The organism is Rosenbergiella epipactidis, assembly GCF_018494055.1.
Taxonomy (GTDB): domain Bacteria; phylum Pseudomonadota; class Gammaproteobacteria; order Enterobacterales; family Enterobacteriaceae; genus Rosenbergiella; species Rosenbergiella epipactidis.
Window position 1 is genome coordinate 1 of sequence record NZ_JABBFQ010000006.1, and the last position, 14,846, is coordinate 14,846.

Sequence of the window (14,846 nt, forward strand, 5' to 3'; positions counted from 1 at the left end):
TGGTGGCTACGACGGGAATCGAACCTGTGACCCCAGCATTATGAGTGCTGTGCTCTAACCAGCTGAGCTACGTAGCCATCTTTACTCTTTTGCGCTACCTTTGTCGGCGTTGCGGGGCGCATTATGCTAATTTGCACTGACTCGGTCAACCACTTTTTTAAGCTTTTTATTAAATTAGGTTCTGTTTGGTTGCAGAATACGCAAGCTGGTGGCAACTTAACCAAAAACCTGAATTTAGTTGGCTGTTTTAGCGCATTGCCGTAAAGAGAGAGCGAAAAAAAACCCTCATCAATGAGGGTTTAAACGTACTTAGCAGAGAAGGTTAGTAAGCTGATTGGTGAACGCCTACTGCACGTCCTGATGGATCATCCATTGTTTTAAATGCTTCATCCCATTCAATTGCTTTCGCAGAAGAACAGGCAACGGATGGCCCGCCAGGCACACACTCTGCCGCACTCGCTACAGGGAAAAGTGACTCAAAAATTTCACGGTACAGATACGCTTCTTTCGACGCTGGAGTGTTATAAGGGAAACGGTAGCTTGCCGTCGCCAATTGCTGATCCGTGACTTGCTGCGCGGCGACCTCTTTTAGAGAATCAATCCAGCTATAGCCGACACCATCGGAGAACTGCTCTTTCTGGCGCCAAGCAACGCTTTCTGGTAGGTAGCTGCTAAAGCATTCACGCAGAATGTGTTTCTCCATTTTACCGTTTTGGCCACACATCTTATCTGCCGGGTTGATACGCATTGCGACATCTAAAAACTGTTTATCGAGGAACGGCACCCGCGCTTCAACGCCCCACGCGGACATCGCTTTGTTGGCGCGCGCGCAGTCATACATGTGTAATGCTGCCAATTTACGCACGTTCTCTTCGTGGAACTCTTTCGCATTAGGTGCCTTATGGAAATAGAGGTAGCCGCCGAAAATCTCATCGGCGCCTTCACCAGAGAGAACCATTTTAATTCCCATCGCTTTGATCTTACGAGACATCAAATACATTGGGGTAGAAGCGCGAATAGTCGTCACATCGTAGGTTTCGATGTGATAAATCACATCTTTGATGGCATCAAGACCTTCTTGTACGGTGAAGTTGATCTCATGGTGGACAGTACCTAAGGCATCGGCGACTTCTTTCGCTGCTTTAAGATCCGGTGCACCTTTTAAACCGACGGCGAAAGAGTGCAGTTGTGGCCACCATGCATCGCTTTGGTCAGCATCTTCAACGCGCTTAGCCGCAAAGCGCTTAGTAATAGCGGAAATAATTGATGAATCCAATCCACCAGAGAGTAATACCCCGTAAGGTACGTCAGACATCAGGTGGCTTTTTACCGACTCTTCGAGCGCATCTTTCAGGGCCTCTTTATCGGTGACCGCTTCAGCGACGTTGTCGTACTCCATCCAGTCACGTTGATAATAACGGTGGATCTGATGATCCTCGCTGCTCATGTAGCTGCCAGGAGGGAATTCATTGATCGTCCGACAGACCGGGACTAGGGCCTTCATTTCTGATGCGACGAATAGGTTACCGTGTTCATCATGGCCGTAATAAAGTGGGATGATCCCAATATGGTCACGACCAATCAGCCAGCTTTGTTTGACGGTATCGTAGAGGATAAATGCAAACATGCCTTGCAGGTCATCAAGGAAATCTATCCCTTTCTCTTGGTAGAGAGCCAAGATCACTTCACAATCAGAACCTGTTTGGAAAGCGTATTTATCTTGCAACGCACTGCGTAAGGTATGGTGGTTGTAGATCTCACCGTTCACGGCTAAGACATGCGTTCGATCAGCGTTATAGAGGGGTTGGGCACCATTATTTACATCGACAATCGACAGGCGTTCGTGCGCTAAAATAGCGTGGTCGTCAGCAAAAATACCTGACCAGTCTGGTCCACGATGACGCATTAATCCTGAAAGCTCTAGCGCTTTCTTCCGTAATTCAGTTGTCTCAGTTTGTAAATCCAGTACACCAAAAATCGAACACATATTTCTACTCCTGAACTCATCCAGTGATGATAGCTGTTTTGCGTTTAAGTTATTGATTTGGGCCTTTCCTAGACGCCTTGTATAAGAAAATGCGCTATTTGGTGTAGTGAATGCAAGCAGTTTCACAAAAAATCGTAAAATAGATATAGGGTGCGGGGATTTATTTGTTTTTATCTAATTAATTAGTGTTTAAATTAGATTTTATTCACCGAATGGCGTTTTTTTACAATATTTGTAAAAGAGGGCCTTATAAAAAGGCCCAGTGAAGTTAGCTTAGGTCGGCGAGATCAATACTGGCGACAGAAGGGAAGATGAAATCTGGGCGGAAAGGTACGTTTTCAACGTCTTGTTGTTGTGAGACACCTGACAGGACCAGTGCGGTTTTCAAACCGGCTTGGAAGCCTGCCAGAATATCCGTCCGTAAATTATCACCAATAATGATAGTCTCTTCGGAGTGGGCATGGATACGATTCAGCGCCGCACGAATGATATACGGACTCGGTTTACCCACATAGAAAGGTGAGCGACCAGAAATTTTTTCGATTCCCGCACAAAGCGCTCCACAGCCTGGTACAAATCCTTTGGCGTGGGTATCGGGGTTAGTCGCAATAAAGCGCGCACCGTTGGCAACGAAATAGGCTGCCTTATGCATCATTTCCCAATTATAGGAGCGGGTTTCACCGACGATGACAAAATCAGGATTCACATCGGTAATAGTAAAGCCGGCTTTATACAATTCGTGCACCAGCGCGCCTTCACCAATGACATAGGCTTTTTTGCCAGGTTGTTGACTAAGAAAGTCGGCAGTGGCCATGGCGGAGGTATAAAAGAGAGAGGCGGGGACTTCGATACCCGCGGAATGAAAGCGGTTAGCAAGATCTTGAGCGGTCTGGGAAGGATAGTTGGTTAATAACACAACTGGAACATCGTTATCGATCAGGCGGTGCAGGAAAGCGCCAGCCCCTTCGACCGCTTTGTTATCGTACATCAGTACGCCATCAATATCACAAATCACATTTTTAAGTGTCATCTCTATCTTCCTAATAATCCGAACTAGCTGGAGATTTTCCTCCCATCATCCAAAAGATGCTGGAGTAGTTTACCGTTTAACATAGCACGCTTTACTAATGCAAAAGCGCCTATCGCTGAACGATTACCGAGTTGCGAACTCACGACGGGTAAGTTCTCGCCAAAAGCATTAAGCGTCTGGGTATCAATACAGCGTTGTATGATAGGAAAGAGAATAGCATCTGCCGCGGTAATCTCACCGGCGATAATCACTTTTTGGGGATTAAAGAGATTAATCGATGCGGCAATCACCTTGCCGAGAGTGAGTGCTGCGTGTTTGAGCACTTCCGTCGCCAGCGGATCGCCAAGATTGGCTGCGCGGCAGATATCGTGAATGGTACAGGCTTCAGTGGATAGCCCACTTGGTTGCCCCGCCAGCAGCAACTGCTTAACTTTTTTTTCGATAGCGGGATTAGAGACAACCGTTTCTAGGCACCCGAAGTGGCCACACGCACATTGCTCCCCGAGTGGGTCAACCTGAATATGGCCGATTTCGACGGCATTACCATTGCGCCCTACAAAGATATTTTCGTTAATGATCACCCCAGCACCGGCACCACGGTGAATTCGTACCAACAGGGAGTCTGAACAATCACTGCCTGCGCCGAAGTAGTATTCAGCAAGTGCGAGACTACGGATATCGTGGCCGACAAAGCTGGCTAACTTAAATGCTTTTTGAAGCGCTTCAACTAATGGCCATTGGTCGACCGCGATATGAGGCATATAGCGAACTTTACCGTTTTCCGGGTCAACCAATCCCGGCAAAATAACGGATATCGCAATCAATTCACGGATTACACCCTTATTATCAGCAATAAACTGCTCAATGATGGTGAACAGTTGCTGCTGTAATACCTGCTGAGTTTCTGCCTCAAGAGGATAGCTGTGTTCAACTAAGACCTTACTGCTGAGATCAAATAAGGCGATGGTTGCATCTTTACGCCCTAATCGAATGGCTACCGTATGGAAGGGGCGAGTTTCGGTAACGATGGAGATTGCCCGTCTTCCTCCGGTGGAGGCTTGTTGTTCCACCTCTTTGATTAAACCACGTTCCAATAATTGGCGGGTAATTTTGGTCACGCTGGCCGGAGCCAACTGACTTAATTCTGCGACTTGAATACGAGAGATGGGTCCGTGCTGATCGATGAGGCCATAGACAGCGGCGCCATTGAGTTGCTTAACCAGATCAACATTACCAATTTGTGCAGCACCGCTATTGGGCATACCAATCATTACCTATGATAAACTGTGTCACCATTGACGATGGTTTCGACCACGTCAAAACCGGATGTGAAAATGACGATGTTGGCAATTTTCCCTGCCTGTAACGAGCCTAAAGTCTGCTCGACCTTAATGGCCCTTGCAGGATAGAGGCTTGCCATTCTCAGTGCCTCATCAAGGGGAACGCCTAAATACTCGACGCTATTTCTTACCGCCTCAATCATCGTGAGAGCGGAGCCGCTCAAGGTGCCTTGCTCATCCACACACAGGCCATCTTTGTAATAAATGGTCTTACCTGCGAAGGTGAAATGATCAATTTGAGACCCAGCAGGTGCCGTTGCATCGGTCACCAAAATGGCATGTGTCTGTTTAAGTTTCTGCGCAGCACGTAGACTGGCGAAATGCACGTGATGACCATCGGCAATCATACCACAGTAAACAGATGGCGAGTCGAATACCGCGCCAATCACCCCTGGCGCTCTACCGGCGGGGAGGGGCATCGCATTATAAAGATGTGTAGCGAAACTCATTCCTGAATCAAATCCGGCCATCGCTTGCTCGTATGTGGCATTAGAGTGACCGATAGAGACGATAATTCCGGCGGCGACCAGTTGTTTGATCACTGACTGAGGGACACATTCTGGAGCAAGCGTGATTTTGCTAATCGCCGCGGCATTCTCACACAGATAATTCACTAATTCTGGGGTCGGTTTACGGATTAGCGCCGCATCATGTGTGCCTTTTTTCTCTTTATTTAACCATGGTCCCTCAAGGTGTAAACCCAACGCTTGATGGGCGTGACTTTCTAACCAGCGATGCATAGTGTCCACGGCTTGCATCATCATTTCATCGCTACTGGTGATGAGCGTGGGTAAGAAACTGGTGCAGCCTGAGGCTTCATTGGTACGTTGCATTTGACGTAACGTGTCGACACTTAATGCACTCAGTTGCTCACTGAACTGCACACCACCACAACCATTTAATTGCAGATCGATAAATCCAGGCGCGATCAGCGCACCGGCGACAGAACGACGTTCAATGGCAGGATCAAGGTCGGCTATTGGGCAGATATCGACGATCATCTCTCCATCAATAACGAGCGCATGGTGATCAAATATTTGTGAGCCGCTATAGATACGACCTTCGGTTAATGCATACATTTTTTTACTCCCACGTGGGTAGTACTGGTTACCCGTTGTGTCTACACATTTTTGATATTATCGGCTTCCATCTCTTGGAAGTAGTCTACAGTCTTAACTTTTAGCTCCATAGTGGCGGCTTTATCGCAAATAATCAAAGATTTAGGATGAAGTTGTAGGCAGCTGATAGTCCACATATGGTTAACATTACCTTCGACAGCCGCCTGCAATGCGAGGGCTTTGGCACTGCCTGTGACCAAAATCATCACTTCTTGCGCATCCAGCAACGTCCCGACACCAACGGTCAGGGCGTGCTTAGGCACTGCATTAATGTCATTGTTAAAGAAGCGGGAGTTAGCAAGCCGAGTCTCATGCGTTAACGTCTTTATCCGTGTGCGCGAAGAGAGTGATGAGGCGGGTTCATTGAAAGCAATATGACCATCGTTACCGACTCCGCCCATAAAGAGATGAATTTTACCGTAAGCCTGAATCTTCTCTTCATATCGCTGGCACTCTGCCTCGACGTCCCGTGCATTGCCATCGAGCAGGTTAATATTCTCTTTTCGAATATTGATATGATCGAAGAAGTTTTTATGCATAAAACTATGATAACTTTCAGGATGTTCTTGTGGTAATCCAACATATTCATCCATATTGAACGTGACCACGTGCTCAAAGCTTACTTTACCCGCTTGATAGAGTGCAATTAAGGCTTTATAGGTTTGTAAAGGCGTGCCCCCCGTGGGTAATCCTAATACGAAAGGATTCGCCGCAGTGGGATGATAAGCGTTGATACGCTTAACGATATGATGAGCAGCCCATTGGCCAACTTGTTCCGCATAAGCGAGTGGAATCAATCGCATATTTACCTCGTTGATGCATTAAAGAAAGACTCGGTAACCGGATAATTTCACACCCTGACAATTGACTGACTTCCGGACGCGAGAAATGATATTTTTAATAATAAAATAAGTGGTCAATAAAGGCTACTAATATCCATTTTTAAACAGTGAATTGTTGATGGCTGTCATAAAATTGGTTAGTTTAATTTGCGAAGAAAATTAATTAACTCTTTAATAGGTAATTGATGATTGGCGAAAAAAGGTAGTACGGCAACCCAGTCATTGTCATGATCATAATTCGTACGCAGCTGAGGGGTTCAAGGTGAGTCTATTAAATTATTTACAACGCGTGGGGCGGGCACTGATGGTGCCAGTAGCGACCTTACCCGCCGCGGCAATATTGATGGGGATTGGTTATTGGATTGAGCAAAGTAGTCATCATCCTAATAACGCTATCGCCGCGGTACTCACCACGTCGGGAATGGCCATTCTTGATAATATGCCAGCGCTATTCGCGATAGGTATCGCCTATGGTATGTCCAAGGATAAAGACGGCGCGGCGGCGCTGACCGGCTTTATCGGCTTCTTAGTCGTTACCCAGTTATGCGCCCCCGGTGCCGTCAGTCTGATTCAACAAATTCCCTTGGATCAAGTGCCATTAGCCTTCCAGAAAATTAAAAATCCGTTTATCGGGATTTTGGTCGGTATTTGCTCGGCGGAAGTTTATAACCGTTTTAGCCATGTCGAACTGCCGAAGGCACTCTCATTCTTCAGTGGTCGCCGTTTAGTACCGATTTTGGTCTCGTTCTTGATGATCGTGGTGGCTTTTATTTTGATGTATATCTGGCCGCTAGTGTTTAACGCTCTCGTCGAATTCGGGATCCATATTCAGAAGATGGGGGCGCTTGGGGCAGGAATCTATGCTTTCTTCAACCGTATCTTAATCGCAGTAGGTCTTCATCATGCGCTGAATGCCGTATTCTGGTTTGATGTGGCAGGAATCAATGATATTCCTAACTTCTTAGGTGGGGCGAAATCTATCGCGCAGGGAACGGGTGTTGTCGGCATCACCGGCCGTTATCAAGCAGGTTTCTTCCCCGTCATGATGTTCGGCTTACCGGGCGCAGCGTTAGCATTCTGGCAGTGTGCACGTCCTGAGAATCGCGCCAAAGTCGGAAGTATTATGCTTGCCGCCGCGTTTGCCGCGTTCTTTACCGGTATTACTGAGCCACTTGAATTCTCCTTTATGTTTGTTGCGCCAGTTCTCTTTGTTATCCACGCCGTATTAACAGGGATCTCGGTGTTTATTGCGGCGTCGATGCACTGGATATCAGGTTTTGGTTTCAGTGCGGGCTTGGTCGATATGATTTTGTCTTCGCGTAACCCACTTGCCACGCACTGGTATATGTTGATTCCGCAAGGTCTGGCTTTCTTCGTTATCTATTACGTTGTGTTTCGTTTCACCATTCTTAAATTCGATCTCAAGACCCCCGGTCGTGAGACCGAAGCAGAAATGGCCGAGATGGAAGGGGTGGAAGAGAGTATCAGCCAAGATGAGCAAGGGGAGTCGCGTAATGAATCGCTTGCCCGTCGTTATATTGCCGCGGTGGGAGGATCGAGTAATCTGACCAATATTGATGCGTGTATTACTCGTTTACGTCTCTCCGTGATCGACACCGATAAAGTGAATGATGCCCTTGCGAAGAAATTAGGGGCCTCTGGCGTCTTGCACCTTAATAAACAGAGCGTACAAATAGTCGTGGGGACGCAAGCGGAAACAATCGCTGATGCGATGAAAGCTGTCAGTAAAAAAGGCCCAATTAGCGCAGTGTTACCCACGCAAACTGTTTCATCTAAGGTTGAAGCGGTTGCCGCGCCCGAAATAAAAAACGACACACAGCAGTCAGCACTAGCCACCTTAGTTGCTCCCGTTAGCGGTGAGATTGTCATGCTGGAGCAAGTACCCGATGCGGCATTCTCCTCGAAAGCCGTTGGGGATGGCGTCGCGATTAATCCAACGGGTGAACTGGTGGTCGCACCTTTAGCCGGAACTATCGTTAAGATCTTCGCCACAGATCATGCGTTCTGCCTCGAATCAGAAGAAGGGATAGAAATTATTGTTCACATGGGGATCGATACGGTAGCCCTAGAAGGTAAAGGGTTTGAGCGGTTAGTTGAAGAAGGCGCTGAAGTAGTGCAAGGCCAACCGATTTTAAAAATGGACCTGGCCTATCTCTCTGCACACGCCCCTTCGATGATTAGCCCGATTGTGGTCAGCAACAGCGATGACTATGCGCAACTTACGCTTAAAGCGGAAAAACAGGTGATAGCTGGACAAACACCATTGTTAGCGATTATTAAATAGCCGCTTGACGGTGAATGAGCAAAAGGCAGGGGATAATCCTGCCTTTTTTATCGCTGTTTATTAACTAACGGTTGTTTATCGGTCTAGCTTTATGGATCATAAGGTATAACTGTTAATACAAAGTACCGTTCACCGTAATTGAGGGATTTAAGATGAGTGAGGCTGAAGCCCGCCCAACCAACTTTATTCGTCAGATCATTGATGAAGATCTGGCGAGTGGTAAACATAACCAGGTTCATACTCGTTTCCCCCCTGAACCTAATGGTTACCTCCATATTGGCCATGCGAAGTCTATTTGCTTAAATTTCGGTATCGCTCAAGATTATCAAGGGCAGTGTAATTTACGCTTCGATGATACCAACCCGGTCAAAGAAGACGTGGAATTTATCGAGTCGATTAAGCGCGATGTCGAGTGGTTAGGATTTACCTGGCAAGGTGAGCCGCGCTACTCCTCTGATTACTTCGATCGTCTTTATGGCTACGCGGTAGAACTCATCAATAAAGGATTGGCTTATGTCGATGAGTTAACCCCACAACAAATTCGCGAATATCGCGGGTCGTTGACCTCACCAGGTAAAAACAGTCCATATCGTGATCGCAGTGTCGACGAAAACTTGGCACTGTTCGAAAAGATGCGTGCGGGTGGCTTTGCAGAAGGGACAGCTTGCCTTCGCGCGAAGATCGATATGGCTTCAAACTTTATCGTTATGCGTGATCCCGTGCTGTATCGGATTAAGTTTGCTGAACACCATCAAACCGGTAATAAATGGTGCATCTACCCGATGTATGACTTCACTCACTGTATTTCGGATGCGATCGAAGGCATCACGCACTCGCTTTGTACGCTGGAATTCCAAGATAACCGTCGTCTCTATGATTGGGTTTTGGATAATATCTCCATCGAAGCACGTCCGCGCCAATACGAATTTTCCCGCCTTAATTTGGAATATGCCGTGATGTCTAAGCGAAAGCTGACGCAACTGGTTTCTGAAAAGGTCGTCGAAGGTTGGGACGATCCACGTATGTTAACGGTTTCCGGCCTGCGTCGTCGCGGGTATACCGCCGCGTCATTACGCGAGTTTTGTAAGCGTATCGGTGTGACCAAACAAGATAATATTGTCGAAATGGCATCGTTAGAATCTTGTATTCGTGATGACCTAAATGAAAATGCACCGCGGGCTATGGCAGTGTTAGATCCGATTAAAATGGTGATTGATAATCTTCCTGAAGATTTTCAACAAACGTTAACTGTTTCCGAGCATCCGAACCGTACCGATATGGGATCACGTGAAGTCACCTTTAGTCGTGAGATTTGGATCGATCGCGCTGACTTCCGCGAAGAAGCAAACAAACATTATAAGCGTTTGGTACTAGGTAAAGAAGTTCGTCTACGTAATGCTTATGTGGTGAAGGCTGAGCGTATCGAAAAAGATGAACAAGGTGAAATCACGGTAATTCACTGTACCTGCGATATCGAGACATTAGGTAAAGATCCCGCAGATGGCCGTAAAGTAAAAGGCGTTATTCATTGGGTTTCAGCGGTAACAGGGTTGCCAGCAGAATTTCGGTTATATGACCGCTTATTTAGCGTACCGAATCCTGCGGCGGAAGACGATTTCCTCACGGCAATTAATCCAGAATCCTTAGCGATTCGTCAGGGATTTGTGGAACAAAGTCTCGCGACCGCCCAAGCGAGTAAACCTTATCAGTTTGAGCGTGAAGGCTATTTCTGTGCTGACAGTAAATACTCAACGTCTGAGAGTTTAGTTTTCAACCGTACGGTTGGATTACGCGACACTTGGCAGAAGACAGCGTAATTCTACTACGCAGTAAGACTCTCGGTTGAGTGTCTTACTGCGATATCCTGCCTTTTCACTCCCCCATTCAGTCATTTTATCCTCGTTCTTTTTTCATTATTTTGCGCTTTTTAATCTTATCTTAATCATCCCCGTGTAAAAGAGGGTGTTGAGCTATGGTTTAAGCGTTCATTGCTACAAAGCAATGAGCAGAAATGATCGCACGCCAATAAGCGTTCAGTGGGACGAATGAATAATGATAAAGACTGTATTAGCTGGATTTGAAAAACTATGCCGTTTTAAAGACTTCTACTCTGGCACAAAGCCAGAGTCCCTACAGTTTTATCAATTGGGTGAAGGGTATTTAACCCTCTTTTCCCATCTATATCGTCAGACAACCAATAGCCACTATTTGCACAGACCCGCCAGCGATCCTTTCGCCCATTCGCCTTTGTGCTTGAGTGCTCAACGGATCAGTAATAATGCCCAACGGGGAAAGCAAGCGTTAGCCCAGCAACAGTTATCAGAAGTCTTAAGCGCAGTAGGGCAACAGATCATGTTAGCCACGGCAACAATCGCTTCGAGCGATCAAGGGCTTTATTTAGCCGCGACACTCTACAATAGGGCGGAAAGTTTCGACAGATACCGTACTTTTGTTGAGGATGAACGGTCATTATCTACTGGAATAGACACCTGGTTCGAAAATGCTATCGATCTGACAGCGCTACTGACGGTATGTGAGGTAAAAGCGGCAAATCGCGTTTCAATAAGACAACAGTTTAGCGATTATCAACGCTATCGTTTAGTGATGAATCGGCTGTACGTATTGGTGAATCAAGGTTTTTTCCTGCTTAATCGAGCGACTGTCGACATTATGCCTTTTATCACCGCTCTGCATCAAAGCCACCTCAGCGAGCGTTGGAACCTGACTCAGCAACAGAAAATCAATTACTTCGCACAGCAGCAGCGGGATATTCGAGAGGTTATCTTTGTGGAGGGGGATGAAGGGACGGAGCTTTGTTATCATTTGGAGAGTGGTCTACTTATCGAGTCTCCTAATGCGATCAAACCAGATATCAGCCAAGCCGTGCAGGTTTTTGCTCAACAACTCCACTCCACGGCTTCAGCGCATTCTTTACGGGAAAATGTCAGGAAGAGGGCACTGCTTAAAGGACTGAGTGAACCGGTGACAGCGCTAAAATAAACGATAGATATAAAAAAACCCACGCTATCGTGGGTTTTTTAAATTCGTTAACTTAACGCTCTTCGTGTAGCGTATCGTCTTTACGACAATCGCCATCGGTACAGTGACCGTAAAGATATAAACTATGGTTAGTTAATTTAATACCAAAGCGCTTGGCGATGTCGCGTTGACGAGTCTCAATAAATTCGTCTGAAAACTCAATGACACGACCACAGTCTAAGCAGATCAGATGATCATGATGTTGCTGCTGGGTCAATTCGAAAACTGATTTACCACCTTCGAAATTATGGCGGGTAACGATGCCTGCATCGTCAAACTGGTTTAGTACACGATAAACGGTCGCTAAGCCAATTTCTTCACCCATATCAATAAGCCGCTTATACAAATCTTCCGCACTGACGTGGTGACATTCTGGTTCTTGAAGCACTTCCAAAATTTTTAATCTTGGTAGCGTGACCTTCAGACCAGCTTTTTTCAGTGCAGAGTTGTTATCAGTCATGCAGTATTGTCCTGTTACTTTATTAAAAGGGACATTGAGCAGCCCCTCTTATATTTAAATTCGCCTAATAGACTAACACAATCGGTAGAAAAACCCCATTAAGCATTAAGGATTTCTTTTAACTGCATCTCATCAGAAATTTGCTGCACCCAGCGGGTGACACGTTCATTGGTTAATTCAGGTTGGCGGTCTTCATCGATCGCTAAGCCCAAGAAGTGTTTATCATCCGCAAGCCCTTTAGACTCTTCGAAATGGTAACCCTCGGTTGGCCAATGTCCAACAATGACCGCACCTTTAGGCTCAATAATGTCGCGAAGGGTGCCTAAGGCATCACAAAAATATTCTGAATAATCTTCTTGGTCGCCACAGCCGAATAAGGCGACTAATTTACCCGCAAAATCAATTTCTTCTAGCGTTGGGAAGAAATCGTCCCAATCGCACTGAGCTTCACCGTAATACCAAGTAGGGATACCGAGCAGCATGATATCATAAGCTTCTAAGTCCTCTTTGGCACATTTTGCAATATCGTGAACATCAGCAACATCTTTACCGAGCTGCTTCTGGATCATTTTTGAGATATTTTCAGTATTGCCGGTATCACTACCGAAAAAGATGCCTACGATTGCCATGGGGAGCTTTACCTCTTGAATCTGTGTTCTATATAGGGTGAATAATGATAGCGATGATGATAACAGACCTGAAAATCTTGCGGAACTTGTAAAGTCTACAGATTTATCCGTGAGTGCGAATTAACCCCGGCTTAATGCGAGTTGGGAAGCGATCATCGTCTCAATTAATTCACTTCGGCTCATATTGTGTTGGTCTGCTAGCGTGTTGAGCGCTTCGACAATTTCACTGGGCATTTTCAATTCAACACGCTGTAAGCCTTTGTCTTTATCTCGTCTTAACTGATTACGCTTATTAATACGTAACTGCTCATCGCGTGTCAAAGGACTTGTCTTAGGGCGGCCGGGTCGGCGCTCTTCTGCAAACAAGTCTAGGGTTGTTCGATCAGTGTGTTCTTTTGCCATGATGAGAAAATGAGTACCTGCAGAACGTCTTAGGATTAAGCCTTTGCTGCATCATGAAATAGGTCGTTGATGCCTGCTAAAAATGAGCGCGCAATAATACTCTACCGTATCGCACAGCGCCATCGAAAATCGAGGCTGAATGGCTTTTTATCCGCTAATTGATAAAAAACGTTGCACTGCGCGTTGGACTGCTTGAGGTTTTTCGGCATGAACCCAATGTCCCGCCCCAACGATAACGTAGGCTTTCGCTTGCGGAAATTGCGCGATCAGTGGTGCTTGATAGCACTCATCAAGATAGGCTGAGTTTTTACCACGTATAAAGAGCACAGAACCCTTCCAAGCAGGAAGTGTTTCCCAGCCAGAAATCGTGGCGTAGTGATTCCAAAGCGTCGGAATAGCAAAACGCCACTCACCATGATGAAACGATTTTAAAAGAAACTGAATAACATCAGGTTCATCAAGGGTGCGCTCCATGATGCTTTTTGCGGCGGGGCGTTCCGTTACGCCGGCCTGCGTCACAGCATTCATTGCCGCGAACATACTGTCGTGTCGACGGGTTGTGTAATTGACGGGAGCAATATCAATAATAATAAGTTGCTTAATGCGCGACGGGGAGAGGGCTGTCATCGCCATCGCAATTTTACCGCCCATGGAGTGCCCTATCACAATCACCTCGGTAAGCTGATGGGCGTCGAGGGTGTCAAACATATCCTGTGCCATTGATGCATAATCCATCTGCTCGCTACGCGGTGATAATCCATGGTTGCGTACATCGACCTGCAGCACGGTATGGGTTTGACGCAGTTCCCGCGCTAAGATCCCAAGATTATCTAAACTACCAAATAAGCCATGAATAAGAAGGATTGCAGGGTGTTTGGCGGCAAATTGTGCAGAATGCAGGCGGTTATTTAAAATCATCGTTAAAGATCTTACTGTTAATAGGGTAAGTTAAGGTATCATGAAATTGACCTTTAAGCTTATTTAGCGAATGCTTAAGGTATTATCTGAGTTTTGGCGCAGAACAGTTAAAAATTGTTGGTCAACGCCAGTTTAAATTTATAATCACATCGACTTAACGCTTATGAATTGTTTATCTCATTCGACTAGCTTGAGTCTCAAATTTTTTTTGCACGGACTACAATGAAAACGATTGAAATAGATGACGACCTTTATCGCTTTATCGCCAGCCACACACAGCATATCGGCGAAAGCGCGTCTGAGATTTTACGCAGAATGTTAAAAGTCACTGACCAAGCAATGCAGGAGTCAGACTCCGCAGCCATTGCTCCTGAGGCATTACCTAAGGCAAAAGCGTCAAATGATAAGAAGCCTGCCGATCGTGTTCGTGCCGTGCGTGAATTACTACTCTCCGACGAGTACGCTGAGCAAAAGCGTGCCGTCAATCGGTTTATGTTAATCCTGTCTACGCTTTATCAGCTGGATGCCGAGGCATTTGCTCAAGCAACACAATCTATGCAAGGGCGGACGCGTCTCTATTTTGCAGGCGATGAGTTAACGTTATTACAAAGCGGTAACCATACCAAGCCTAAGCATATTTCTGGCACGCCTTACTGGGTTATCACTAATACTAATACTGGACGTAAGTGCAGTATGGTTGAACATATTATGCAAACGATGAAGTTACCGCAGGAACTGACAGATAAGGTTTGCGGAACGCTCTAATCTTATAACTT

13 protein-coding genes and 1 tRNA gene are annotated in these 14,846 nt (G+C 46.2%); 4 read left to right on the plus strand and 10 right to left on the minus strand.

Features of this window, described 5'->3' with window-relative positions:
* The 6 genes from HGT71_RS10355 to nagB all read right to left on the minus strand — a co-directional run bounded on the left by HGT71_RS10355 (nucleotide 1) and on the right by nagB (nucleotide 6,278).
* A tRNA-Met gene (locus HGT71_RS10355) sits at nucleotides 1–77 on the minus strand.
* A gap of 245 nt (nucleotides 78–322) precedes the next feature.
* Nucleotides 323–1,987: an asparagine synthase B gene (asnB, locus tag HGT71_RS10360; RefSeq protein WP_214217700.1), complete on the minus strand. Its 1,665-nt coding sequence runs from the start codon at nucleotides 1,985–1,987 to the stop codon at nucleotides 323–325.
* Between the two features lie 268 nt (nucleotides 1,988–2,255).
* Nucleotides 2,256–3,017, minus strand: coding sequence for an HAD-IIA family hydrolase (locus HGT71_RS10365; protein ID WP_214217701.1), 762 nt, complete (start codon nucleotides 3,015–3,017; stop codon nucleotides 2,256–2,258).
* Nucleotides 3,018–3,040: 23 nt separating this feature from the next.
* On the minus strand, nucleotides 3,041–4,279 hold the full coding sequence (gene nagC / locus HGT71_RS10370; protein WP_214217702.1) for a DNA-binding transcriptional regulator NagC: 1,239 nt from the start codon (nucleotides 4,277–4,279) through the stop codon (nucleotides 3,041–3,043).
* Nucleotides 4,280–4,287: 8 nt separating this feature from the next.
* A complete protein-coding gene (gene nagA / locus HGT71_RS10375) occupies nucleotides 4,288–5,436 on the minus strand; it encodes an N-acetylglucosamine-6-phosphate deacetylase (protein WP_214217703.1) in 1,149 nt (382 codons plus the stop codon).
* A 41-nt stretch (nucleotides 5,437–5,477) separates the two neighbouring features.
* Nucleotides 5,478–6,278 (minus strand): glucosamine-6-phosphate deaminase, encoded by an 801-nt coding sequence (gene nagB, locus HGT71_RS10380; protein WP_214217704.1) that lies wholly within the window; start codon nucleotides 6,276–6,278, stop codon nucleotides 5,478–5,480.
* A 343-nt stretch (nucleotides 6,279–6,621) separates the two neighbouring features.
* On the opposite strand from nagB, the gene nagE reads away from it, so the two are divergent.
* The 3 genes from nagE to HGT71_RS10395 all read left to right on the plus strand — a co-directional run bounded on the left by nagE (nucleotide 6,622) and on the right by HGT71_RS10395 (nucleotide 11,622).
* On the plus strand, nucleotides 6,622–8,622 hold the full coding sequence (nagE, locus tag HGT71_RS10385; RefSeq protein WP_244986497.1) for an N-acetylglucosamine-specific PTS transporter subunit IIBC: 2,001 nt from the start codon (nucleotides 6,622–6,624) through the stop codon (nucleotides 8,620–8,622).
* 152 nt (nucleotides 8,623–8,774) lie between these two features.
* Nucleotides 8,775–10,439 (plus strand): glutamine--tRNA ligase, encoded by a 1,665-nt coding sequence (glnS, locus tag HGT71_RS10390; protein ID WP_214217706.1) that lies wholly within the window; start codon nucleotides 8,775–8,777, stop codon nucleotides 10,437–10,439.
* Between the two features lie 235 nt (nucleotides 10,440–10,674).
* Nucleotides 10,675–11,622, plus strand: coding sequence for a hypothetical protein (locus tag HGT71_RS10395; RefSeq protein WP_214217707.1), 948 nt, complete (start codon nucleotides 10,675–10,677; stop codon nucleotides 11,620–11,622).
* A 52-nt stretch (nucleotides 11,623–11,674) separates the two neighbouring features.
* Here HGT71_RS10395 and fur read toward each other — a convergent pair whose 3' ends face one another.
* The 4 genes from fur to ybfF form a co-directional block, all read right to left on the minus strand.
* Entirely contained in the window at nucleotides 11,675–12,121 is a 447-nt protein-coding gene (gene fur / locus HGT71_RS10400; protein WP_048911775.1) for a ferric iron uptake transcriptional regulator, read from the minus strand.
* 98 nt (nucleotides 12,122–12,219) lie between these two features.
* Nucleotides 12,220–12,750 carry a flavodoxin FldA gene (fldA, locus tag HGT71_RS10405; RefSeq protein WP_214217708.1) on the minus strand — a complete coding sequence of 177 codons (531 nt, stop codon included), beginning with the start codon at nucleotides 12,748–12,750 and terminating at the stop codon, nucleotides 12,220–12,222.
* A gap of 120 nt (nucleotides 12,751–12,870) precedes the next feature.
* Complete coding sequence (gene ybfE, locus HGT71_RS10410; protein ID WP_099825583.1) at nucleotides 12,871–13,152, minus strand: LexA regulated protein; 282 nt, start codon at nucleotides 13,150–13,152, stop codon at nucleotides 12,871–12,873.
* Nucleotides 13,153–13,299: 147 nt separating this feature from the next.
* Nucleotides 13,300–14,070, minus strand: coding sequence for an esterase (gene ybfF, locus HGT71_RS10415; RefSeq protein ID WP_214217709.1), 771 nt, complete (start codon nucleotides 14,068–14,070; stop codon nucleotides 13,300–13,302).
* 222 nt (nucleotides 14,071–14,292) lie between these two features.
* Between ybfF and seqA the strand changes: the two genes are divergently transcribed.
* Nucleotides 14,293–14,835, plus strand: coding sequence for a replication initiation negative regulator SeqA (gene seqA, locus HGT71_RS10420; RefSeq protein ID WP_214217710.1), 543 nt, complete (start codon nucleotides 14,293–14,295; stop codon nucleotides 14,833–14,835).
* The last annotated feature ends 11 nt before the right edge of the window (nucleotides 14,836–14,846 follow it).